This is a genomic window from Lacinutrix salivirga (assembly GCF_053604675.1).
On record NZ_JBSHNP010000086.1, the window covers coordinates 35,096 to 58,027 of the forward strand.

Annotated in this window: 23 protein-coding genes and 1 tRNA gene; 10 read left to right on the forward strand and 14 right to left on the reverse strand. The window is 31.3% G+C overall.

What is annotated here, in order from left to right:
• Positions 1-5: 5 nt before the first annotated feature.
• Together ACVC5O_RS04115 and odhB are read left to right on the forward strand one after the other, a co-directional pair.
• Positions 6-386 carry a DUF3887 domain-containing protein gene (locus tag ACVC5O_RS04115; RefSeq protein WP_452220200.1) on the forward strand — a complete coding sequence of 127 codons (381 nt, stop codon included), beginning with the start codon at positions 6-8 and terminating at the stop codon, positions 384-386.
• A gap of 37 nt (positions 387-423) precedes the next feature.
• Entirely contained in the window at positions 424-1,683 is a 1,260-nt protein-coding gene (gene odhB / locus ACVC5O_RS04120) for a 2-oxoglutarate dehydrogenase complex dihydrolipoyllysine-residue succinyltransferase (RefSeq protein WP_452220201.1), read from the forward strand.
• A 1,045-nt stretch (positions 1,684-2,728) separates the two neighbouring features.
• Here the strand turns inward: odhB and ACVC5O_RS04125 are convergent.
• The gene (locus ACVC5O_RS04125) at positions 2,729-3,370 is read right to left on the reverse strand and encodes a response regulator (RefSeq protein ID WP_452220202.1); all 642 of its coding nucleotides are present in this window, start codon (positions 3,368-3,370) and stop codon (positions 2,729-2,731) included.
• A 54-nt stretch (positions 3,371-3,424) separates the two neighbouring features.
• Positions 3,425-3,871: a retropepsin-like aspartic protease family protein gene (locus ACVC5O_RS04130; RefSeq protein ID WP_452220203.1), complete on the reverse strand. Its 447-nt coding sequence runs from the start codon at positions 3,869-3,871 to the stop codon at positions 3,425-3,427.
• Between the two features lie 124 nt (positions 3,872-3,995).
• Between ACVC5O_RS04130 and ACVC5O_RS04135 the strand changes: the two genes are divergently transcribed.
• The 8 genes from ACVC5O_RS04135 (at position 3,996) to ACVC5O_RS04170 (ending at position 9,988) form a co-directional block, all read left to right on the forward strand.
• Positions 3,996-4,763, forward strand: a complete 768-nt coding sequence (locus ACVC5O_RS04135) for a TatD family hydrolase (protein WP_452220204.1) — start codon at positions 3,996-3,998, stop codon at positions 4,761-4,763.
• 2 nt (positions 4,764-4,765) lie between these two features.
• Positions 4,766-5,797: an asparaginase gene (locus ACVC5O_RS04140; RefSeq protein ID WP_452220205.1), complete on the forward strand. Its 1,032-nt coding sequence runs from the start codon at positions 4,766-4,768 to the stop codon at positions 5,795-5,797.
• 23 nt (positions 5,798-5,820) lie between these two features.
• Positions 5,821-5,905 (forward strand) — tRNA-Ser (locus tag ACVC5O_RS04145).
• Between the two features lie 854 nt (positions 5,906-6,759).
• Positions 6,760-7,536: a MotA/TolQ/ExbB proton channel family protein gene (locus ACVC5O_RS04150; RefSeq protein ID WP_452220206.1), complete on the forward strand. Its 777-nt coding sequence runs from the start codon at positions 6,760-6,762 to the stop codon at positions 7,534-7,536.
• 28 nt (positions 7,537-7,564) lie between these two features.
• Positions 7,565-8,020, forward strand: coding sequence for a hypothetical protein (locus ACVC5O_RS04155; RefSeq protein WP_452220207.1), 456 nt, complete (start codon positions 7,565-7,567; stop codon positions 8,018-8,020).
• 6 nt (positions 8,021-8,026) lie between these two features.
• Complete coding sequence (locus tag ACVC5O_RS04160) at positions 8,027-8,662, forward strand: ExbD/TolR family protein (protein WP_452220208.1); 636 nt, start codon at positions 8,027-8,029, stop codon at positions 8,660-8,662.
• 27 nt (positions 8,663-8,689) lie between these two features.
• A complete protein-coding gene (locus tag ACVC5O_RS04165; protein ID WP_452220209.1) occupies positions 8,690-9,166 on the forward strand; it encodes an ExbD/TolR family protein in 477 nt (158 codons plus the stop codon).
• A gap of 129 nt (positions 9,167-9,295) precedes the next feature.
• Entirely contained in the window at positions 9,296-9,988 is a 693-nt protein-coding gene (locus ACVC5O_RS04170; RefSeq protein WP_452220210.1) for a porin family protein, read from the forward strand.
• On the opposite strand, the gene ACVC5O_RS04175 is transcribed toward ACVC5O_RS04170, so the two are convergent.
• From ACVC5O_RS04175 to rplM, 12 genes are all read right to left on the reverse strand, one after another.
• Entirely contained in the window at positions 9,983-10,588 is a 606-nt protein-coding gene (locus ACVC5O_RS04175; protein WP_452220211.1) for a hypothetical protein, read from the reverse strand. The genes ACVC5O_RS04170 and ACVC5O_RS04175 overlap by 6 nt on opposite strands.
• Positions 10,589-12,049: an RNA polymerase factor sigma-54 gene (rpoN, locus tag ACVC5O_RS04180; protein ID WP_452220212.1), complete on the reverse strand. Its 1,461-nt coding sequence runs from the start codon at positions 12,047-12,049 to the stop codon at positions 10,589-10,591.
• A gap of 98 nt (positions 12,050-12,147) precedes the next feature.
• On the reverse strand, positions 12,148-13,584 hold the full coding sequence (gene asnS / locus ACVC5O_RS04185; RefSeq protein WP_452220213.1) for an asparagine--tRNA ligase: 1,437 nt from the start codon (positions 13,582-13,584) through the stop codon (positions 12,148-12,150).
• A gap of 44 nt (positions 13,585-13,628) precedes the next feature.
• On the reverse strand, positions 13,629-16,031 hold the full coding sequence (locus ACVC5O_RS04190) for an efflux RND transporter permease subunit (protein WP_452220214.1): 2,403 nt from the start codon (positions 16,029-16,031) through the stop codon (positions 13,629-13,631).
• Between the two features lie 64 nt (positions 16,032-16,095).
• Complete coding sequence (locus ACVC5O_RS04195) at positions 16,096-17,370, reverse strand: hypothetical protein (protein ID WP_452220215.1); 1,275 nt, start codon at positions 17,368-17,370, stop codon at positions 16,096-16,098.
• A 3-nt stretch (positions 17,371-17,373) separates the two neighbouring features.
• Positions 17,374-18,111, reverse strand: coding sequence for a peroxiredoxin family protein (locus ACVC5O_RS04200; protein ID WP_452220216.1), 738 nt, complete (start codon positions 18,109-18,111; stop codon positions 17,374-17,376).
• Positions 18,112-18,178: 67 nt separating this feature from the next.
• Positions 18,179-18,736: a ribosome recycling factor gene (frr, locus tag ACVC5O_RS04205; RefSeq protein WP_452220217.1), complete on the reverse strand. Its 558-nt coding sequence runs from the start codon at positions 18,734-18,736 to the stop codon at positions 18,179-18,181.
• An 85-nt stretch (positions 18,737-18,821) separates the two neighbouring features.
• Positions 18,822-19,529 (reverse strand): UMP kinase, encoded by a 708-nt coding sequence (gene pyrH, locus ACVC5O_RS04210; protein ID WP_452220218.1) that lies wholly within the window; start codon positions 19,527-19,529, stop codon positions 18,822-18,824.
• A 238-nt stretch (positions 19,530-19,767) separates the two neighbouring features.
• Positions 19,768-20,730 carry a translation elongation factor Ts gene (gene tsf / locus ACVC5O_RS04215; RefSeq protein ID WP_452220219.1) on the reverse strand — a complete coding sequence of 321 codons (963 nt, stop codon included), beginning with the start codon at positions 20,728-20,730 and terminating at the stop codon, positions 19,768-19,770.
• A gap of 94 nt (positions 20,731-20,824) precedes the next feature.
• Positions 20,825-21,610 (reverse strand): 30S ribosomal protein S2, encoded by a 786-nt coding sequence (gene rpsB / locus ACVC5O_RS04220; protein WP_452220220.1) that lies wholly within the window; start codon positions 21,608-21,610, stop codon positions 20,825-20,827.
• A gap of 204 nt (positions 21,611-21,814) precedes the next feature.
• Entirely contained in the window at positions 21,815-22,201 is a 387-nt protein-coding gene (gene rpsI, locus ACVC5O_RS04225; RefSeq protein WP_452220221.1) for a 30S ribosomal protein S9, read from the reverse strand.
• Between the two features lies 1 nt (position 22,202).
• Positions 22,203-22,658, reverse strand: a complete 456-nt coding sequence (gene rplM / locus ACVC5O_RS04230) for a 50S ribosomal protein L13 (RefSeq protein ID WP_452220222.1) — start codon at positions 22,656-22,658, stop codon at positions 22,203-22,205.
• Positions 22,659-22,932: the final 274 nt, after the last annotated feature.

Consider the following 22,932-nt stretch of genomic DNA (forward strand, 5'->3'; position numbering starts at 1 on the left):
AAACCATGAAAAAGTATATATTAATTTTCGCTTTATTATGTTTTACGTTTTCGTTTGCCCAAACGGAAAAAGCAAATTATAAAAAAGTAGCAGAGACTTTTAAACAGCATTATAATAATGGAGATGTGGTTAGTATTCAAAACATGTTTGATGCTAATATGCAACAAGTGTCACCTTTAGAGCGAACAAAAGCTTTTTTTAAAAAAACTATTAAAGCAGAAACTTTAGGTGCTATTACATCAATAACACTTAAAACAGTACAACGTGGCGCGCATACTTACACCATGCAATTTGAGAATGGTGTTTGTGAGGTGTTTTTTCTATTAGATAATCAAAACAAAGTGAGCGGTTTTCAAATGTTTCCTCAGAAAACAAAAAACAATTAAACTTAAAAAAATAACTAAAACATAAAAAGCAAAGACAATGATTTTAGAAATGAAAGTACCATCTCCAGGAGAATCTATTACAGAAGTAGAGATAGCAGAATGGTTAGTGCAAGATGGAGATTACGTAGAGAAAGATCAAGCCATAGCAGAAGTTGATAGCGATAAAGCAACTTTAGAATTACCAGCAGAAGCTAGTGGAACAATAACACTAAAGGCAGAAGTAGGTGATGCTGTAGAAGTAGGAGCTGTAGTGTGTTTAATAGATACTAGTGCAGCAAAACCAGAAGGCGATGCACCAGCAACTTACGAAGGTGGTGATGAAGGTAGTAACGATGGTAACGTTGCAGAAAACCTTAAAAAGGAACAAGAAAAAACACCAAACACTGGTGAGAAAGCACCAAATCCTGCTCAAGGCACATATGCCTCTGGAGTGGCAAGTCCTGCTGCAAAAAAGATTTTAGCTGAAAAAAATATGGATGCTTATTCTATTTCTGGTACAGGAAAAGATGGACGCATTACTAAAGAAGATGCTGTAAAAGCAGTACCTTCTATGGGAACACCAACTGGAGGGAATAGAAGTTCTTCAAATTCTAGAATGTCTATGTTACGTCGTAAAGTAGCAGAGCGTTTAGTAGAAGCTAAAAATACAACAGCAATGCTAACTACTTTTAACGAAGTAGATATGTCACCAATATTTGCTTTGCGTAAGCAATATAAAGAAGAATTTAAAGCAAAACATGGCGTTGGATTAGGATTTATGTCTTTCTTCTCACTTGCAGTGGTTAGAGCATTACATATGTATCCTGCAGTAAACTCTATGATTGAAGGAAACGAAATGAAAACCTTTGATTTTGTAGATATTAGTATTGCAGTTTCTGGCCCAAAAGGATTAATGGTACCTGTAATTAGAAATGCCGAAAACTTATCGTTTAGAGGTATAGAATCTGAGGTTAAGCGTTTAGCAATTAGAGCACGAGATGGACAAATTACTGTAGATGAAATGACAGGAGGAACCTTTACAATCTCTAATGGAGGTGTATTTGGGTCTATGTTATCTACACCAATTATTAATCCTCCACAAAGTGGTATTTTAGGAATGCATAATATTGTAGAACGTCCTGTAGCAATAGATGGTAAGGTAGAAATTCGACCAATTATGTTTGTTGCTTTATCTTATGATCACAGAATAATTGACGGAAAAGAATCTGTTGGGTTTTTAGTTGCAGTTAAAGAAGCTTTAGAGAATCCAGAAGAATTATTAATGGATAATAATATTAAAAAGGCATTAGAATTATAATCTAAACCCTTTTATAAAAAAAAAGCGCAAACAAAATTATTTTGTTTGCGCTTTTCTTTTAAAATAAACTAACTAAATATTAAAAGAATACAATTAAATTTAAAATAATTACTACAATAGAAACTACGCTTATTAAAGCCATTTTTATTTTATTGGATTGTAAAATGTCTTTATTTCTTTTTATAATCACCTTCATAACATGTAATAATTAAATGATAAAACCCTACACCATTACAGTGCAGGGTTTTCTTAAATAATTCTCCCTAAGAACTAATTAATAGCAATGTAAAGGTAAACTACATTTACGACCTGTGAAATACGTAGAACTACGTATATTTTTAGAACTATTTGATATTCAACACATTAAATATTAAAAATGATTAAAAAAGACTAATATTTATGATTTTTTGTTGTTTTTGACTTAAAATAGAAAGAGTTTTAGAAAGTAAAAGTGCTATAAGATGTATCTTCTTATAGCACTTTGTTATAATACAATTTACCCAATAAATTGTAATCATAGAATTGATTAATAGCATTGTAAATATAATAACTATTTTAGAATAATGAAATACGTAGAACTACGTATTTTTTAATAATATATTGATTATCAGTATCTTAATAATTAATTATATTAAAAATTTTTCATACTAAATAGAAAAGTATTGGTTACACAAGTGCTATTTTAAATAAAAAAAGCTCCAAGTTAAAATAACTTAGAGCTTTCTTAGTTTTCTCCCTACAAGAAATGATTAATAGCACTGTAAATATAAGTACTATTTTAGAATTATAAAATACGTAGAACTACGTATATTTTTGTAAAAACCTGAAAAACAATACATTACACGCAAAAATAAATAAAATAATTTGTTTTTTTTCTTTAAAGACAGCTCATTTATTAAAAAATGGCTCTTATTTAGCAAATTATTAATCTAAAAAAATGCTTCAAGTTATTTAATAACTTAAAGCTTTTAGATTTTTCATTATATAAGTGAGATTAATAGCACTATAAACATAAACTACTTAATGATAACTAAAACAGGTATAACTACGTGTTTTTTAGCAACTCTTTATTTAAGTTTGCCCAAACAGTTAAAGCGTTAGGAGAACGTTCTAATTCTAGTTTTTTCATTATGTTACTTCTGTGCTTTTCTACAGTTCTAGAAGATGAGCTTAATTGTTCTGCAATTTGAGCACTAGTACAATTTTCTGCTAAATAATTTAGCACTTTAAGCTCTGTAGGAGTTAGCAAATCTAATATTTCGGAATTTGTATGCCTTTTTTTAGAATTTAGGTACAACGCAATTTCTTCACTAAAATAGGGTTGGCCTTGCTTAACGTGTTCTATACATGCTTCAATTTCTTCAATAGCAAACTCTTTTAAAATATAACCGTAAACATTATTTTCTTTTGCTTTATCAAAAAGATATTCTTCATTATCAAAAGTAATAAGAATGACTTTGGTATCTAATCGGTTAACTTTACAGTCTTCAGCAATTTCTAAACCTGTTTTAAAAGGCATTCTAATATCTAAAATAGCAATATCTGGCTTTAATTTGGCAATTAGACCATAAGCTTCTTTTCCGTTTTCTGCACTACCAATTATATTATAACCTTTAGAGGAGATAAAATCTTTTAGCCCTCTAAGCATTAAGGGATGATCGTCTGCTATTACAATAGTTGGACTCATTTAGTTTTTTTAGGGAAAAATTATTAGTACTTAAAAGTAAGAAAATTGCAGTATTTATTGCTTCTTTAAATATAAATATTTTTGATTATAATCTATAACAGCCTTTACTTTCTTTAAAATATCTGCTCCAATAATACCATGTACAGGTTTAGCATTATGGCTTGTAAGTGCTGTGTTTACATGTGTTAAGTCAAACAAAACAAAGGGAATTTTCTCTGCTTTCCAACGTCCTATTTTTAAGGTATTATATTTAGAAAACTGAGTTAACATATCAATAGCTCCAGCTCCTGCAGCTTTTATATCGCTATCTTTCACTTTTAAATTAAAAAAGGGAATGCTCTCAAATCCAACACAAGAACTAGATGCTCCTGTATCTAAAATAAACAATCCAGAAACACCATTTATACTTGCTCTAACTTCAAAGTGATTGGTTTTAGTGAGTTTCAGTTTTACTCTTACATATTCTTTATTGTATAAAAAATCTCTAAGCGAATGGTCCATATTAAAAATTATATTTCAGCACTAAAAATACAAGTAAATAAAGAGAATCTCACAGTTTATTTTAAGTAACTAAAAAACTAATAATTTACGCTATTAAGCCAATGGACTTTTTTATTTTTGCTACATGATAATTACAGACACGCATACACATCTCTATAGCGAAGCATTTGATGAGGATCGAACAGTAATGATACAGCGCGCAATAGATGCTAATGTTAAGCGATTTTTTATTCCTGCCATAGACTCTACCTACACCAATGCTATGTTGCAGTTGGAAGCCGATTTTCCAAAACATGTGTTTTTAATGATGGGTTTACATCCAACACATGTAAAAGATAATTATAAAGAAGAATTAGCTCACGTAGAAGAAATGCTTGCCAAAAGACCGTTTTTTGCAATTGGCGAAATTGGAATTGATTTATATTGGGACAAAAGCACATTACCAATCCAACAAGAGGCATTTAGATACCAAATTAAACTTGCAAAGCAACATAAATTACCAATAGTAATACATTGCAGAGAGGCATTTGATGAGATTTTTGAAATTTTAGAAGAAGAAAAAGACGACGATTTATTTGGCATTTTTCATTGTTTTACAGGAAGCATAGAGCAAGCACACCAAGCCATTTCTTATAATATGAAATTGGGAATTGGAGGCGTAGCGACGTTTAAAAACGGAAAAATAGATCAGTTTTTAAATCAAATAGACTTAAAACACATAGTTTTAGAAACAGATTCGCCTTATTTAGCACCAAAACCTTATAGAGGAAAGCGTAACGAAAGCAGTTATATTATAAAGGTAATTGAAAAACTTTCTGAAATCTATGAAGTTTCTGCCAAAAAGATTGCCGAAATTACAACCGAAAACTCTAAAGCAGTTTTTAAAATATAAAAATGACAAAACACATACCTAATATCCTTCTTATATATACTGGTGGAACCATTGGTATGATTAAAGATCCAGAAACAGGAGCTTTACGCGCTTTCGATTTTAATAATCTACTAGTAAAAATACCAGAGTTAAAATTGCTAGACTGTAATATCGAAACCAATTCGTTTAAAGAACCAATAGATTCCAGTAATATGGAGCCTAAATATTGGATTCAAATCGCTGAGGTTATAGAACATAATTACGATAGTTTTGATGGTTTTGTGGTTTTACATGGCAGTGATACTATGAGTTATACAGCTTCAGCTATAAGTTTTATGCTAGAGCATTTAGCAAAACCAGTAATTTTTACAGGTTCTCAATTACCAATTGGAGATTTACGTACAGATGCAAAAGAAAACTTAATTACCTCTATACAAATAGCCTCATTACAATATTATAACAAGCCAGTTATAAAGGAAGTAGGTTTGTATTTTGAATATAAACTTTATAGAGCAAATAGGACTACTAAAATAAATGCCGAACATTTTGAAGCTTTCGCCAGTTTAAATTATCCAGATTTAGCAGAATCAGGAGTGCATTTAAAAGTAAATAACGAGCAATTATTTAAACCTAATCCAAGAAAAGACTTAATTGTACACAAAAAACTAGAAACAAATATTGCATTGGTTAAACTGTTTCCAGGTATTTCAGAACATTTATTACGTTGTATTTTTTCTACGGAAGGCTTAAAAGGAATAATTTTAGAAACCTATGGTGCAGGAAACTGTTCTACAGAAGAGTGGTTTATTTCACTTTTAAAAGAAACCATCCAAAAAGGAATTCATATAGTAAATGTAACACAATGCTCTGGAGGAAGCGTAATAATGGGACAATATGAAACCAGCGAAAAATTAAAACGAATAGGTTTAATTAGCGGAAAAGACATTACAACAGAAGCAGCAATATGTAAAATGATGTACTTATTAGGTGTTGACGATATACCAGAAACATTTAAAACTATTTATGAAACCTCTTTAAGAGGAGAAATGACATAAAATGTTTATTTTTGCCAAAAATTAGAGAGGTGGCCGAGTGGCTTAAGGCGCACGCTTGGAAAGCGTGTATACGGCAACGTATCGAGGGTTCGAATCCCTTCCTCTCTGCAAAAGGAAACCTGCAATGTAAATTGCAGGTTTTTTCTTTTATAAAATATAGCCAAGCCTAAGCTTGAAGCTATATTTTATAAAAGACAAAACAAACCTCTATTTTAGAGGTTTAGGTTTCTATGCTTGTCCAAGATTACAATTTAGGGATGGACGCAGTCAATCCCGTTAAAAGCTTGAAGCTATATTTTATAAAAGACAAAACAAACCTCTATTTTAGAGGTTTAGGTTTCTATGCTTGTCCAAGATTACAATTTAGGGATGGACGCAGTCAATCCCGTTAAAATCTTGAAGCTATATTTTATAAAAGACAAAACAAACCTGTATTTAGAGGTTCAGGTTACTTTGTTTGTAAAAATTACTTGTTTAAGGATGGATGCAGTCAGTCCTTTCTATTAAGTTAAAGAAAATTTTAGATATTATAATATAAGATTTAAGTAAGGTAAATCTTCTAATTTCTTAAAGCTATAATGATTATAAAACACAGTGTTTAGAGTAAAAACAGTATAAAATCACTCCGTAAATTACCTTTATTGAGGCTAATTGTACACTAATTAAGTAAAAGCAGTTTGCTTTTAAGTCCTTTTAAATTAACACTTTATATAGAGATATTGTTATGCTTTATGGAGAATAAACCGCTAAATCCTCAAAAAAAATAAAAGTTATTTGCATTCTCTTTTATAATTTGGTTTTTTTTTAAATATATTTACATTCTAGTTATTAAACTAAATTGTGGTATTTTTAAACTATAAGTTTATGCTTTATAGACTTTCTAAAAGACCACATTTAATTTTTTAATTGCATTTTTTTTATATCTTTAAACACTTTAACTAATAAAATTAAGAACAAGAACAATGAAAAGATTATTTTCTATCCTAGCCATTGCATGTTTCATGGCATTCGGAACAGCTAACGCGACTACAAATGCTGCAACAATTGCAACAACAGTAGTCTCTACAACACAAGATGATACTAATGCAGATGCAAATGCAGATGAAGATCTTGGTTTTCATCAAGAATTAAAGAAACGTTTTATTGAGGGAGGACCTGGATTTATGGGTATTGTATTATTATGTTTAATTCTTGGATTAGCGATTGCTATTGAGAGAATTATCTTTTTAAACTTATCTACAACAAACAGTAAAAAATTAACTCAAGATGTTGAAGATGCTTTACAATCTGGAGGAATCGAAGCAGCAAAAGAAGTTTGTAGAAATACAAAAGGACCTGTAGCTTCAATATTCTATCAAGGATTAGATAGAGCAGATGGTGACTTAGAAGCTGCAGAAAAGGCAGTAGTTGCTTATGGTGGAGTACAAATGGGACAACTAGAGAAAAACGTATCTTGGATTTCTTTATTTATTGCATTAGCGCCAATGCTTGGTTTCATGGGTACAGTAATTGGTATGATCCAAGCCTTTGATAAAATTGAAGCAGCAGGTGGAATGGATGCAGCATTAGTTGCAGGTGGTATTAAAGTAGCACTTTTAACAACTGTATTTGGTCTTATTGTAGCAATTATTCTTCAAATCTTTTACAATTATATCGTAGCGAAAATTGACAGCATAGTTAATGACATGGAAGACTCTTCTATATCATTAATGGATATGCTTTCTAAGTACAAAAAATAATATTAACTAATTTTAAAATAAAATAATTATGTATAAAATTTTAAAAATAGTTGTAGCTATATTAGCTTTATTAGGAGTAGTTTTTCTAGTAAGAGTACTTATGGTTGGTGATACGTCTTTACAGGATGCGTACGCAGCTGGAGAACAAGGAATGGTAGATGGATATTTTAATCCTATCGCTTGGTTAGCTTATGCAATACTTGGTATTATATTATTCTTTGTAGTTGTATTTATTCTTAAAAACTTGTTCAGTAGTCCTGCAACTTTAAAAAAGACGTTAATTAATGTAGGTGCTTTTCTATTACTTTTTGCAATCGCTTATTTCGTGTTTGCCAAAGGAATTGAAAAACCAATGAGAGACGGAGAAGTATTATCTGCAGCTGGAGATAAAATGGTAGGAGCAGGATTGTATTTGTTTTACTTTTTATCTGTTATTGCAGTTGGTTTAATGGTAGCCTCTGGAGTTAAAAAATTAATAAAATAGAAAACTATGGCAAAACGCGCAGCACCAGAAGTGAATGCAGGCTCTATGGCTGATATTGCCTTCTTACTATTAATATTCTTTTTAGTAACAACAGACATTGCAACAGACTCTGGTTTAAATAGAAAATTACCTCCAATACCTGATCCAAATGAGGTGCCACCAATTATTAAGGAGAAAAATATTTTCCAACTTACAGCAAATAGAAATAATCAACTGTATTTAAAGACTGGTGGAGAAGAAAAACTTATTGAATTAAAAGATTTACGTAAGGAAGCAGTAGATTTTTTAGATAATGGAGGTGGTACAACACCAGAAACAAAGTGTGAAAGATGCCAAGGAAAACGTAATCCAAAATCATCAGACAACTTTGATAAGGCAATTATCTCATTACAAAATGACAGAGCAACAAATTATGAAACTTATATTGCGGTTCAAAATGAAATTTTAGCAGCATATAACGTGCTTAGAAATAGAGAGTTTGTTAGAGAATATCCTAATTTAGGTATTAATTTTGTTGAAGCAGTTGCTATGGAAGCAGATCCAAGAACAGATGAAGCAGATGCTGAGAAATTAAAAGAGAAAATAGAAAAAATTCAACTTCTAATTCCTCAAAAATTCTCGGAAGCTGAACCAAAAAAATAAGATAAAACACAAAACATAAATAATATTATGTCTAAATTTAATAAGAAAAAATCAGGAGATTTGCCTGCAATTTCAACGGCTTCACTGCCAGATATTGTATTTATGCTTTTATTCTTTTTTATGGTTGCAACTGTAATTAAAGAAGATAATCTTAAAATTAAAAATGTATTGCCAAAGGCAAGCCAAATAGAAAAGTTGGATAAAAAATTTCCAATCAGCTATATTTATATTGGTGAGCCAAGTTCAAACTATCAAGCTACTTTTGGTACAGAAGCAAGAATTCAGTTAAACGATAAGTTTGCTGATGTTAAAGATATTCAAGCGTTTATTGCTGCTGAAAGAGCTCCTTTAAGAGAGGAATTAAAAAACAAATTAATTGTTGCTCTTAAAGTTGATAAAGATGCTAATATGGGAATTATTTCTGACGTAAAGCAAGAACTAAGAGAAGCTAACGCACTTAAAATTAATTATACTACCAAAAAAGGTGAGAGTATAGGTAAATAAGATATTTAAATTACAAATAAAAAGGCGTTTTGTTTATTCAAAACGCCTTTTTACATTTTAAATAATTACATTTTATTTAAACTTGTGTACTATTTAAAATATACTTAGTTTACACTAGATTATTTACAAATGAAATCAATAACACGTATCATATTATTTCTATTAACTTTTGCTAGTTTACATGCGCAAAACGATAGCTTACAAAGTATCGATCCTAACTATAAAGAAGATCAGTTTTATGTAGGTATTACTTATAATCTTTTAATTAATAAAATTAATGGAATGTCTCAAAGTGGATTTTCTAGTGGTTTTCATTTGGGTTTTATAAAAGATATGCCTGTAAATAAACAACGTAACAAAGCCATAGGTATTGGTTTAGGATATTCTGCTAACTCCTTTAATCAAAACATGCTAATAAATAAAGAGAATGGTGTTGTAGAGTATTCGATTTTAAATAAAGAGGATATAGGCTATACAAAAAATAAATTTTCTATGCATTTACTAGAAATGCCTTTGGAGTATAGATGGCGAACTTCTACAGCAAAAGATTATCAATTTTGGCGGATTTATACTGGTTTTAAAATGGGTTATTTATTTGCACACACAACTAAGTTTGATGGTGATTTAGGCAAGCTTAAATACAACGATATTGAAGATTTTAACACCTTTCAATATGGCTTAACCTTAAGTGCTGGTTATAACACATGGAATTTTCATGTGTATTATGCCTTAAATCCTATTTTTTCTGATAACGCTAAGATTGATGGTGTTACTTTAGAGACTAGCGCTATTAAAGTAGGTTTATTGTTTTATATATTATAACCAATATTTAAATAGTAAAAGCTGAGGAAATACACCAATAAAACTTCCAACTATTAACTCTCTATAAGTATGCGCTTTTAAATGTAAACGCGACGTAGCAACTGCGCCAACAATAAGCACGACCATCGCTAAAGTTCCGTTGATATTTATACTAAAATGGAGACTTAACGCAAAATAAAACATAAACAACCCAGTTATTGAGACCATGTGTAAACTCGCTTTAAATTTTAAAAAAGCAAGAACAATACAAGCTATTGTAGAGCAAAGTGCACCTAAAAAGAAATAATATAACTCAGGAATTTCCATTATAGGAAATACTCTAAATAGTATTAACAATAAAATAACTACATTTAATACAAGCGGAATAATACGCTCTTTAGTACTTTTTAAATAAATTGTCTTAGCGACTCCTAAAGTTTTAAGTAAATAAAAGATAAGTATAGGTAAAAGTATAGTAAGTATAACTAAAGAAATTAGTTTTGCTTTTATAACAGGTACAGGAATAAACCGAGGTGATTTAGAAAAATAAAATAAAACGGCTAATAGCGGAATTAAAATAGGATGAAATATAAATGATATGCTTTTTAGAATGGTGTTCATTTATATTTTCTTACGCAATCTAGCTACAGGAATATCCAATTGTTCTCTATATTTTGCAACTGTACGTCTTGCAATGGGATAGCCTTTTTCTTTTAGTATTTTTGCTAAAGCTTCATCTGTTAACGGTTTTTTCTTGCTTTCTTCCTCAATAACAGTTTCTAGTATTTTTTTAATTTCGCGCGTAGAGACTTCTTCACCTTTATCATTAGTCATAGACTCCGAGAAAAATTCTTTTATAAGCTTTGTGCCATAAGGTGTATCTACATATTTACTATTTGCAACACGAGACACTGTGGAGACGTCCATTTCAATTTCGTCTGCAATATCTTTTAAAATCATAGGTTTTAACTTGCGTTCGTCTCCTGTTAAAAAATATTCTTTTTGGTAATGCATAATAGAGCTCATGGTTACAAAAAGGGTTTGTTGGCGTTGTCTAATCGCATCAATAAACCATTTAGCAGCATCTAGTTTTTGCTTAATAAACATCACAGCATCTTTTTGCGCTTTAGATTTTTGCTTGGTGTCTTTATAGCCTTTTAGCATGTTATTATACTCTCTAGAAACATGCAATTCTGGTGCGTTTCTTCCATTAAGTGTGAGCTCTAATTCTCCATTAACAATTTTAATAGCAAAATCAGGCACTACATGTTCTACAATACGATTATTACCTGCATAAGAACCTCCTGGTTTAGGATTTAAGCGCTCTATTTCGTGTATGGCATCTTTAAGTTGCTCTTCAGTAATGTCGAATTTAGACATTAACTTTTTATAGTGTTTTTTTGTAAACTGATCGAAAGCTTTATCTATAATTTTAGTTGCCAATTCTACATCTGGAGCTTGCTCTTTTCTATGTAACTGAATACTTAGGCATTCTTGTAGGCTTCGTGCTCCAACACCTGCAGGATCTAATTGGTGTACTATTTTTAGAACACTTTCTATTTTATCTTCTGTGGTATATATGTTTTGCGTAAAAGCTAAATCGTCCATAATATCAGATAAAGACCTACGTATATAACCACTATCGTCAACACTACCTACTAAAAACTGAGCAATTTCGCGCTCATCATCATTTAATCTATACGTATTAAGTTGGTTTACTAAATGTTGTGTGAAAGAAGTTCCTGCTGCATAAGGCACACTTTTATCGTCGTCGTCTGCACTATAGTTATTGGCTTGAGTTCTGTAATCTGGTATTTCATCATCGCTCAAATAATCATCTACATTAATATCTTCGGCTTCTATAGTTTCATTATCATTGTACTCATCTTGCGTGTTATCAAAATCATCATCAAGATCTTTTTCTAATTCTTCTTTTCCGCTTTCTAATGCAGGATTTTCTTCCAATTCTTGCTTTAAACGTTGTTCAAAAGCTTGCGTAGGAAGTTGTATTAACTTCATCAACTGTATTTGTTGAGGAGATAATTTTTGTGATAATTTAAACTGTAAATATTGCTTAAGCATTATTGAAATTTGATTTAAGATAAAAATAAAAAAAACAATCTAGATTATGACTAAACTAGATTGTTTTATGAAAATATTATTACACTTGTAAATTAGTATTAAAACTCAGAGTTTTGAGGTGTTCTTGGATAAGGTATTACGTCTCTAATGTTAGTCATTCCTGTTGTAAACATCACTAAACGCTCAAAACCTAGTCCAAACCCTGAGTGTACAGCTGTCCCATATTTACGCAAGTCTAAATACCACCATAACTCTTCTTCTGGAATATCTAACACAGCCATTTTTTGTTTTAAGACCTCTAAACGTTCTTCACGCTGCGATCCACCAACTATTTCTCCAATACCTGGAAATAAAATATCCATGGCACGAACTGTTTTTCCGTCTTCGTTTAAACGCATATAAAAGGCCTTTATATTTGCTGGATAATCAAATAAAATTACTGGACATTTAAAATGTTTTTCGACTAAAAAACGCTCATGTTCAGACTGTAAATCGGCTCCCCATTCTTCAATTATATAATTAAATTTTTTCTTTTTGTTTGGCTTAGAATTTTTAAGAATGTCTATAGCTTCAGTATAACTTACACGTTTAAAATTGTTATCGGTTACAAATTTTAATTTTTCAATTAAAGATAATTCACTACGTTCGGTTTGTGGTTTTGTTTTTTCTTCATCTAATAAACGCTTGTCTAAAAACTCTAAATCTTCTGCATTATGCTCTAAAACGTAAGAGATTACAGATTTCATAAAGTCTTCAGCTAAATCCATATTACCAGCTAAATCCATAAAGGCAACTTCTGGTTCTATCATCCAAAACTCCGACAAATGACGCGAGGTGTTGGAATTTTCTGCTCTAAATGTTGGTCCAAATGTGTACACTTTACCTAAACTCATTGCGTAGGTTTCGGCTTCTAATTGGCCAGAAACTGTAAGGTTAGTGTCTTTGCCAAAAAAGTTTTTGGAGTGGTCTATTTCGCCATCTTCTGTTAATGGCGGATTTTTTTGGTCTAATGTGCTTACTCTAAACATTTCGCCTGCACCTTCTGCATCACTACCTGTAATAATTGGTGTGTGCATATAATAAAAACCATTATCATTAAAGTACTTATGCACTGCAAAAGATAATGCAGAACGTAAACGCATAACTGCACTAAAGGTATTTGTTCTAGTGCGTAAATGAGCGTTTTCTCTTAAAAACTCAAACGAGTGTTTTTTAGGTTGAATTGGATACGTTTCTGGATCGGAATCTCCTAAAATCTCTAAAGACGAGACCAAAATTTCTACTTTTTGACCTTTTCCTTGGCTTTCTACTAATTCTCCTTTTATAGATACTGCAGCACCTGTTGTAATACGTTTTAAAATAGCCTCGTCTGTGTTTTCAAAATCGACAACACATTGAATATTATTTAGTGTAGATCCATCGTTTAATGCTATAAAGCGATTGGCTCTAAAGGTTCTTACCCAACCTTTAATTTCTACGTTGGATATACCACTGTCTTGTTTTAGTAATTGAGAAACTGTATATACTGTTGTCATTATAAATTTATTTTGAATACAAATATAATTTTTTGTGTTATTTATTATAGTGAATCTTCTGTTGTTTCGTCATCACTTTCTTCTGGTATAATATTAATTTTTGGCTCTCTAAGCACTTCTTTATTAGCAATACTTCGTTCTAAAGAAAGTAATAATGAAGGTAATAGCAATAAATTTGAAAGCATTGCAAATAGTAAGGTTACAGAGACTAAAGCTCCTAAAGCAACTGTACCACCAAAGTTTGAAATTATAAAAACTGAAAACCCAAAGAACAATACAATAGAAGTATAAAACATACTTACTCCTGTTTCGCGCAAGGCACCATAAACCGATTTTTTAATTTTCCAGTGGTTAGCTTGAAGCTCTTGCCTATATTTTGCTAAAAAATGAATAGTATCGTCCACAGAAATCCCAAAAGCAATACTAAATACTAGTATAGTTGAAGGTTTTATAGGTACACCAATAAATCCCATTAAACCTGCAGTGACTACTAATGGTAACAAGTTTGGAATTAACGACACAATAATCATTCTGAAAGAACGAAACATATATGCCATAAACAATGAAATTAGTAAAATGGCTAAGGATAGCGAAATGGCTAAGTTTTTGACTAAATACGTTGTTCCTTTTTGAAAAACTAAGGCTTTACCAGTCATAGTTACCTCATACTTTTCTTTAGGAAATTCTTTGTTTATTTTATTTAAAAGATTTTCTTCGATACGTTTCATTTTATCGGTTCCAATATCTTTCATAAAGGTCGTAATACGTGCATATTGTCCTGTACTATCTACAAAATTTTGTAGCAAGTTTGCTTCAGAAGAGGAGTTTTTTGCATACGATAAAATAAAGCTGTTTTCTTGGCTCGAAGGCAGTTGGTAATATTTTGGATTTCCGTTGTAGTAAGCTTGTTTAGAGTATTTTACTAGACCAACTACAGAAATAGGTTTGGACAGCTCTGGAGTTTCTAAAATGAGTTCTTCTAAAGCATCCATTCGTTTTAAAGTACTCAACTTCATAACGCCTTTTTTGCGTTTAGTATCTATCATTATTTCCAATGGCATAATACCATTAAACTCACTTTCAAAAAACCGAATATCCTTGAAGAATTCTGCCTTTTTTGGCATGTCTTCAATTAAACTTCCAGAAATTTTTATTTGATAAATTCCAATAATACAAGTCACTAAAAGGACAAGCGATGTTATGTAAATGGCAATTCTTTGCTCTCTAACCATACGCTCCATCCAATTTACAAATCCACCAATCCAACGTTTATTTAGGTGCTCTAAATGGCGTTCTTTTGGATAAGGTAAAAAGGTATAAATAATTGGTATTACAAGAATACAAAGAATAAAAATGGCTAATATACTAAGTGATGCGACTATACCGAATTCTTTTAATAGCTTACTTTCTGTTAGAATAAACGTTGCAAAACCAGAGGCTGTAGTGACATTAGTCATTAATGTTGCATTACCAATTTTAGTAATTACACGTTGTAACGATTTTACTTTATTACCATGAGATTTTACTTCGTGCTGGTATTTATTTATTAAAAAAATACAGTTAGGAATTCCAATAACAATTATTAAAGGCGGAATTAATGCAGTTAAGACCGTAATTTCATATTTAAGTAAACCCAGTATTCCTAAAGTCCACATAACACCAACAGAAACCACAATTAGCGAAATAAACGTAGCTCTAAAGGATCTAAAAAACAAAAAGAAAATAAAAGACGTCACTAACAATGCAGCAGCAACAAAGAGGCCTATTTCATCTACAATATTTTGCGCATTTAAGGTTCTAATATATGGCATACCAGATACTCTAACATCGAGATTATTTGCCTTTTCAAAAGCTTCAATTTTTTGAGTTAAGACAGTAACAAAATCTTTTCTTGCAGGAGTGTTTACAATGCTTTTTTTGAGATAAATAGCTGTTCTAACTGTTTGTGTTTCTTTATTAAACAAAAAATTATCGTAAAATGGATATTTTTTAAACAAGTCGTTTTTAAGGATTTCAATTTCTTTTTGGTTAGACACAGAATCCTTTATAAAAGGTTCTAAATCAAAACGCTCTTCTTTGGTGTTTTTTGTGAGTTTTTGTAAATCTTTTATAGACACAACTGAAGTTACTGCATCAAAATCTCTAAAGCTATCCGATAACTGGTTCCAAGCATTTAGTTTTTGGGTAGTAAACAGAGAGTCGTCTTTTACACCAAGAATTATTAAGTTTCCTTCTTCTCCAAAAATATCTAAAAACCTATTATACTCTAGGTTTACCTCATGGTCGTCTGGTAAAAGATTAGCCTCAGTGTAAGTAAAACGCATGTGTTTCCATTGCGTGCTAAATAAAATTGTGATTGTAATTACACTTAATAGAATGCCAATTTTATTGCGCAGAATTAGTCTTGCAACAACATCCCAAAATTGTGATTTTTTAAGTTTAGCCATAACACTCTAAAGTAGCCGCAAAGGTATGGAAAACCAATAGATTACAAATAGTAAAAAAACAAAATTATAAGGTAATATTAAAAGTGAATTTTAAAGCAATATTATCTTCCGTTCTTGGTAAGTGATATGCTCCATATCTATAAGCAGCACTTAGCCCAAAACCAAAAAGCAACTTATTTAATTCGAAGCCAGATTCTGTATAGCCTTTGTTAAGAGTCGAAAAACTTATGCCTTGATGTCTTTCGGTATTATTCATATCTCCTAAAGCTGCTCTAGTAATTAAAACTAATTGTGGTTTAAATCGGGTTGAAATATTAAAAGGTTTTAAATAGTGTTTAAATTGAAATGTAGCAAATTTATCTGAAAAGAATTCGTTAAAATACATAGTTTCGAAGCTATTAATACCAGCTACAGAAAAACGCTGCAAAATAGTTTCTTTTGTAATATTATTAGGATAAGAATGGTATAAATGCGTTAACGGAACGTCTCCACGAGATAAACCTGTAGTTAAGGTAATTAAAGAGAATGACTCTTTGTTGTAAGTGAATTTTTGTACAGCTCTAAAGTCTAATTTAGAAAAATTAAAGTCACTATTTAATACGCCTTTAAAATGCTTAGTATATTGTAGCGTAAATTTAGGGTATCCCTCTTTTGTTGTATTTAGTGTTTTGTTTTTATCTAACTCATAAGTGTTAAACGGGCTCCATTGTAAAGCGATTTTAGCACTCGAATATTCAAAATCATTGTAAAGTTTGTTGTTTAATTTAAAAGAATAGGCGTATGTTGTATTAACATTACTAACAGCAAACTCCACTTCTGATAGTAATTTTGGTGTTAAAGTATGCTCAATATTTACCGCTGTTGTAATATGTTTATGAAACAAATCGATATTTAATAAACGAGGCTCAAAAAACTGAAAGAAACGCTTATCGGTTAAAAAAACAGTGCTTCCTGTTTCTTGTAAATCGTCTGTGTAAGATATGTTAACCCATGTCTCTGTTGTAGGAGCAACCCGAAAACCGCCTCCAATTCTATATTTAAAATTATGATCTTTAAAACCATAAACAACGTAGCTATTTATTCGGTATTTCTCTGAAAAATCGTTATTAGTAATACCTCCTAAACCTGTTCTTAACCCTTCGTATTGATTAAATTTTATGAGATAACGAAGATCAAAATTCCAGAATTTTGTTGGAAAGAACCCGTTACCAATTTGTTTTACGAGTTGTTTTTTTTGAAGTGAATCATTTTTAGTTACAGAATTATCCTCTGGTGTTTGTGCAAAGCCAAGCCTAAAAGAGATAAGTAAAATAAGAAAAAATAAAGCTTGTTTGCGCATAGGTTACTGTAGTAAAGATTTAATAGACTCTCTTAATACGTTTTTTATATTTGTTCTATAGCCTATTTCTTTTAATACGATTTCACCATTTTGGTTTATAACCATATTTGTAGGATAGCTTTGTACACCATAAGTACTTATAGCGTCGTTAGCATTAACTCCCATTGTATAATTAAACTCTTTAGTTTTTAAAAATTGTTTTACGTTTTCTTTTTTGTTGAAGGTAATTGCTAAAAAAACAACATCTTGTCCTTCAAACTCTGCTTTAAGTGCATTAAGTTCTGGAATTTCTACAATACAAGGTGGGCATTTTGTAAACCAAAAATTAAGGACTACTACTTTTCCCCTTAATTCAGATAATTTAATATTTTTACCATTAATATCTTTAACTATAAAGTCTAAAGCTTTTTCTCCTACAGTAAACTCGGCTTCAGGATTCTTTTCAATTAAAATAGGATGATTGCTTTTTTTCTGAAACACTACAGTTTTAATAGTACCATTTGCATCTGCATAAAATAAGGGTCTGTAATCGGGATTTGTCATTAACTCTAGTTTAGACATTGGCAATAATTTTCCGCGTTCGGAAAATAAAAGTATGTCTGGAGTAATTACCAAGTTTATTGTTTTTAACTGCTCTTGGGTTAATAAATGTTGATTATTAGGTACAAACTTGTAGTCTTGTGCATTACATAAGCTAATTTGTAAAAAGGCAATAATTGTGAGGGTTTTAATTACTTTCATACCAAAAGAACGTTAATTAAAGGTTTTAGGTATAAAAAAAGCGACTTTTTACTGTCGCTTATTTTTATTAGACTGTCATTATTTCTTTGTCTTTAATAGCAAGAGTGTCGTCTATTTTTGTGACATAGCTATCTGTAAGTTTTTGGATATCTTGCTCTGCATTATTTTGCATATCTTCAGAGGCATCATCCAAGTTTTTTATATCGTTATTGGCTTCTTTTCTAGCATTTCTAACACCAATTTTAGCATCTTCTGCTTCAGCTTTAGCTTGTTTGGCTAGTGTTAATCGACGCTCTTCTGTTAAAGGCGGAATGTTTATAATTATAGTTTCGCCATTATTCATTGGGTTAAACCCAAGATTTGCGACCATTATTGCTTTTTCTATTTCTTGCAGCATTCCTTTTTCCCATGGTTGTACTGTTAATGTTCTACCATCTGGTGTATTTACGTTTGCTACTTGGCTTAATGGTGTTTTAGAACCATAATAATCTACCATAACGCTTCCTAGCATTACAGGACTTGCTTTTCCTGCTCTAATATTTAGAAATTGTTTTTCTAAATGATTTAAAGCTTTTTCCATAGCTTCTTTAGCAGTGTCTTTTATAAATTGTATGTCTTCGTTCATTTTGAAATTTTTTTATTGTTACTAAGCTAAATTCAAAAATTAAGCCAAAAAGTTTTCAAATTAAAATACTAAAGCTTTACGCTGTTTATAGGCTTACTTGAGTTCCAATGTTTTCTCCTGTGACTACTTTCATTAAATTTCCTCTTGTATTCATATCAAACACAATTATTGGCAAGTCATTTTCTTGGCTTAATGTAAAGGCAGTAGTATCCATTACTTTTAGTCCTTTACGCAACACATCGTCAAAAGTAATGTGATCAAACTTTATTGCTGTACTATCTTTTTCTGGGTCTGTATTGTAAATTCCATCTACTCGTGTTCCTTTTAAAATCACATCTGCTTCAATTTCTATAGCTCTAAGCACTGCAGCAGAATCTGTAGTAAAATAAGGATTACCTGTTCCACCTCCAAAAATAACAACACGTCCTTTGCGTAAGTGACTCATTGCTTTTCTTCTAATAAAAGGTTCTGCTACTTCATTAATTTTAATGGCTGTTTGTAAACGTGTTTTTACACCAGCATCTTCCAAAGCATTTTGTAATGCTAGTCCATTAATAACAGTAGCTAGCATTCCCATGTGGTCACCTTGTACACGATCCATACCATTCATTGCACCAGCAACACCTCTAAAAATATTTCCGCCTCCAATTACTATAGCTACTTCAACTCCTTTATCGGTTACTGCTTTAATGTCTTGTGCGTATTCTGATAAGCGTTCTGGATCTATACCATATTGACGATTTCCCATTAAAGCTTCGCCAGATAATTTTAGGAGTATGCGTTTGTATTTCATAATTGTTTTTTCCTTTTATAAGAGTTCTATAATTATAGAATCAAGGTTTAGCAAAGCTACATAAAATATTTATTTTAATGAAAGGCATTAAAATTAGAATTTGGATAATTTTTAAACATAAAAAAACCACTACAAGTTAAGTAGTGGTTTTATATAATTTAAGCTTTTTTATTGAGATTCTTCGCTTGCGCACTTCGACTGCGCTCAGTGTGATACTCAGAATGGCAAAAAATAGTTGTTATCCTAAAGATACACGCTTAAATGCTGTAACTGAAAGATTTTTAGAGGCTACATATTCTGCAACAGTCATTTTTTCATCTTTAATAAACTTTTGATCTAATAAACATTGTTCTTGATCTAAAGTGGTATTATCAGAAATAAAACGATCCATCTTACCTGGTAAAATTTTATCCCAAATTTGTTCTGGTTTACCTTCAGCTTTTAATTCTGCTTTTGCATCTTCTTCAGCTTGAGCTAAAACTTCTGGTGTTAATTGTGCCATTGAAATGTATTGAGGTACATTTTTAAGTGTTTTACCTAAACGACCTAACTCAATATTATCTTTTTCTATAACTGCAATTCGTGCTTCTGTTTCTGAAGCTATATAAGCAGGATCAAAATCTTTATAAGATAAAGTTGTTGCTCCCATTGAAGCAACTTGCATAGCAACATCTTTAGCTACTTGCTCTGAGTTATCTGTGTTTTCAGATAGACCAACTAAAGCACCAATTTTGTTAATGTGTACATAACTACCAACAAAAGGAGCTTCTAATTTTTCAAATGCATTAATTTCTAATTTTTCGCCTACAACACCAGTTTGCTCAACTAATTTTTCGGCAACTGTTATGCCTCCAAAGTCAGCAGCTAAAAACTCTTCTTTAGTGTCAAAGTTAATTGCTATGTCTGCAAATTGATTAGCTAATGCTAAAAACGATTCGTTTTTACCAACAAAATCAGTTTCACAACCTAAAACGATTGCTACACCTACAGTGTTGTCATCATTAATTTTAGACACTGCTGCTCCTTCGCTAGAATCACGATCTGCTCTTTTAGCGGCAACTTTTTGTCCTTTTTTACGTAATACTTCAATGGCTTTGTCAAAATCTCCTCCAGCTTCTACTAAAGCGTTTTTACAATCCATCATACCAGCTCCTGTAGCTTGTCTTAATTTATTTACTTCTGCGGCTGTTACTTTTACCATAGCTTGCATATAATTTTAAATTTAAAAAAGTCGTTTAATTAAGTTTCTAATTAAGAAAATAATCAAACGACTTATTTATGTTTGATATTTTTATTTATTCTTCTTCTTCGTTTTTAGCTGCAGCTTTTTTAGCTGGAGCTTCTGCTTTCTTATCAGCTTTTGCAGCTTTTGCTGCTTCTTTATCTGCTTTTTCAGCTTTACGAGAATTTAACCCATCTGTAATAGATTGTGTTACGTGAGTTAAAATTTTATCGATTGATTTTGAAGCATCATCATTTGCAGGTATTACATAATCCACTTCACGAGGATCTGAATTTGTATCTACCATTGCAAATATTGGAATGTTTAATTTTTGAGCTTCTTTAATCGCGATATGTTCACGCTTAATATCTACTACAAATAAAGCACCAGGAAGACGCGTCATGTCTGCTATAGAACCTAAGTTTTTTTCTAACTTAGCTCTTAAACGATCTACTTGTAAACGTTCTTTTTTAGATAAGGTCATAAATGTACCATCTTTTTTCATTCTATCAATAGTAGCCATCTTTTTGATTGCTTTTCTAATAGTAACAAAGTTGGTTAACATTCCTCCAGGCCATCTTTCTGTAATGTAAGGCATGTTTACTGCACCTGCTTTTTCGGAAACAATATCTTTTGCTTGCTTTTTTGTAGCAACAAATAAAATTTTACGACCAGAGGCTGCAATTTTTGCAAGTGCTGCTCCAGCTTCGTCAATTTTAGCTGCTGTTTTGTAAAGGTTAATAATATGGATTCCGTTACGTTCCATATATACGTAAGGTGCCATGTTTGGATCCCACTTACGTGTTAGGTGACCAAAGTGTACACCTGCTTCAAGTAATTCTTTTACTTCTACTGCCATTTTGTAATAGTTTACGTTCTGTTGAATTAGCAATGTTCCATTTGGCTTATAGCTTTTTGGCTTTTGGCTCTTGGCTTCATTTAGATGCTAAACTAAATCCTGTCTATTGGACTAGGACAACAATAACTGTTTAAATTTTTGTTTTTGTTTTCAACACGATTAAGAGTACTGAGAAACAGTTCCTTAATCGAGTTGAAGATAAAATTAACGTTTCGAGAATTGGAATTTCTTACGCGCTTTCTTCTGACCGAATTTCTTACGCTCTACCATTCTTGGGTCTCTAGTTAATAAACCTTCTGGTTTTAAGATTAATCTGTTTTCCGGATCTAACTCACACATAGCGCGAGATAAACCTAAACGGATTGCTTCTGCTTGACCTGTAATACCTCCTCCATATACATTTACTGTAATATCAAAGTTGCCATCGTTGTTAGTCATAACTAAAGGTTGATTTACTTTGTACTGTAAAGTTGCAGTAGAAAAGTAATCTGTTATGTCTTTTTTATTTACTGTGATCTTACCATTTCCTTTGGCAAGGTACACACGTGCAACAGCCGTTTTTCTACGACCGATTTTGTGAATTACATCCATGTTATTTAAATTCTGCTAGGTTAATTGTTTTTGGTTTTTGAGCTTCGTGTTTGTGCTCTGTACCAACAACAACGGTTAAATTACGGAATAGCTCTGCACCTAATTTGTTTTTAGGTAGCATTCCTTTTACTGATTTTTCTACTAATCTTGACGGATCTTTTCCGAATAATTCAGTAGCTGTTAAACTTCTTTGACCACCTGGATAACCTGTGTGACGAATGTAAGATTTGTCGTTCCACTTGTTTCCTGTTAAGTTGATTTTTTCTGCATTGATAACAATTACGTTATCTCCACAATCAACGTGTGGTGTGAAGCTAGGCTTGTGCTTTCCTCTTAAAAGTCTTGCGACTTGAGTGCACATACGCCCTAATGTTTGACCTTCAGCATCTACTAAAACCCACTGCTTATCTACAGTTGCTTTGTTCGCTGAAATCGTTTTGTAGCTTAATGTGTCCACGTTATTAATTATTTTTTATTAAACATTCCTCTCTCAAAAAGAGTTTGCAAATTTACGACAATCTTATTGATAACCAAATAGTATGCAGTATTTTATTTGATATCTTTGTTGATATGTTTTATCTCGTTGTTAATTAAGACCAGAATTTTATAAAACCTAGTGTTTATAAGGTGATGATTTTGTTAATTTCCTTCAGAAAAATGCCAACCCATCACTTCGAGTGATACGACTAAGGCGCATTGTATCGAGAACTACATGAAAAAAACGTCTTTAT

What these genes read in the sequence shown, in the direction of transcription:
- ACVC5O_RS04115 (WP_452220200.1), top strand. Translation starts at nt 6, where the DNA reads ATGAAAAAGTATATATTAATTTTCGCTTTATTATGTTTTACGTTTTCG.
- odhB (WP_452220201.1), top strand. Translation starts at nt 424, where the DNA reads ATGATTTTAGAAATGAAAGTACCATCTCCAGGAGAATCTATTACAGAA.
- ACVC5O_RS04125 (WP_452220202.1), bottom strand. Translation starts at nt 3,370, where the DNA reads ATGAGTCCAACTATTGTAATAGCAGACGATCATCCCTTAATGCTTAGA.
- ACVC5O_RS04130 (WP_452220203.1), bottom strand. Translation starts at nt 3,871, where the DNA reads ATGGACCATTCGCTTAGAGATTTTTTATACAATAAAGAATATGTAAGA.
- ACVC5O_RS04135 (WP_452220204.1), top strand. Translation starts at nt 3,996, where the DNA reads ATGATAATTACAGACACGCATACACATCTCTATAGCGAAGCATTTGAT.
- ACVC5O_RS04140 (WP_452220205.1), top strand. Translation starts at nt 4,766, where the DNA reads ATGACAAAACACATACCTAATATCCTTCTTATATATACTGGTGGAACC.
- ACVC5O_RS04150 (WP_452220206.1), top strand. Translation starts at nt 6,760, where the DNA reads ATGAAAAGATTATTTTCTATCCTAGCCATTGCATGTTTCATGGCATTC.
- ACVC5O_RS04155 (WP_452220207.1), top strand. Translation starts at nt 7,565, where the DNA reads ATGTATAAAATTTTAAAAATAGTTGTAGCTATATTAGCTTTATTAGGA.
- ACVC5O_RS04160 (WP_452220208.1), top strand. Translation starts at nt 8,027, where the DNA reads ATGGCAAAACGCGCAGCACCAGAAGTGAATGCAGGCTCTATGGCTGAT.
- ACVC5O_RS04165 (WP_452220209.1), top strand. Translation starts at nt 8,690, where the DNA reads ATGTCTAAATTTAATAAGAAAAAATCAGGAGATTTGCCTGCAATTTCA.
- ACVC5O_RS04170 (WP_452220210.1), top strand. Translation starts at nt 9,296, where the DNA reads ATGAAATCAATAACACGTATCATATTATTTCTATTAACTTTTGCTAGT.
- ACVC5O_RS04175 (WP_452220211.1), bottom strand. Translation starts at nt 10,588, where the DNA reads ATGAACACCATTCTAAAAAGCATATCATTTATATTTCATCCTATTTTA.
- rpoN (WP_452220212.1), bottom strand. Translation starts at nt 12,049, where the DNA reads ATGCTTAAGCAATATTTACAGTTTAAATTATCACAAAAATTATCTCCT.
- asnS (WP_452220213.1), bottom strand. Translation starts at nt 13,584, where the DNA reads ATGACAACAGTATATACAGTTTCTCAATTACTAAAACAAGACAGTGGT.
- ACVC5O_RS04190 (WP_452220214.1), bottom strand. Translation starts at nt 16,031, where the DNA reads ATGGCTAAACTTAAAAAATCACAATTTTGGGATGTTGTTGCAAGACTA.
- ACVC5O_RS04195 (WP_452220215.1), bottom strand. Translation starts at nt 17,370, where the DNA reads ATGCGCAAACAAGCTTTATTTTTTCTTATTTTACTTATCTCTTTTAGG.
- ACVC5O_RS04200 (WP_452220216.1), bottom strand. Translation starts at nt 18,111, where the DNA reads ATGAAAGTAATTAAAACCCTCACAATTATTGCCTTTTTACAAATTAGC.
- frr (WP_452220217.1), bottom strand. Translation starts at nt 18,736, where the DNA reads ATGAACGAAGACATACAATTTATAAAAGACACTGCTAAAGAAGCTATG.
- pyrH (WP_452220218.1), bottom strand. Translation starts at nt 19,529, where the DNA reads ATGAAATACAAACGCATACTCCTAAAATTATCTGGCGAAGCTTTAATG.
- tsf (WP_452220219.1), bottom strand. Translation starts at nt 20,730, where the DNA reads ATGGTAAAAGTAACAGCCGCAGAAGTAAATAAATTAAGACAAGCTACA.
- rpsB (WP_452220220.1), bottom strand. Translation starts at nt 21,610, where the DNA reads ATGGCAGTAGAAGTAAAAGAATTACTTGAAGCAGGTGTACACTTTGGT.
- rpsI (WP_452220221.1), bottom strand. Translation starts at nt 22,201, where the DNA reads ATGGATGTAATTCACAAAATCGGTCGTAGAAAAACGGCTGTTGCACGT.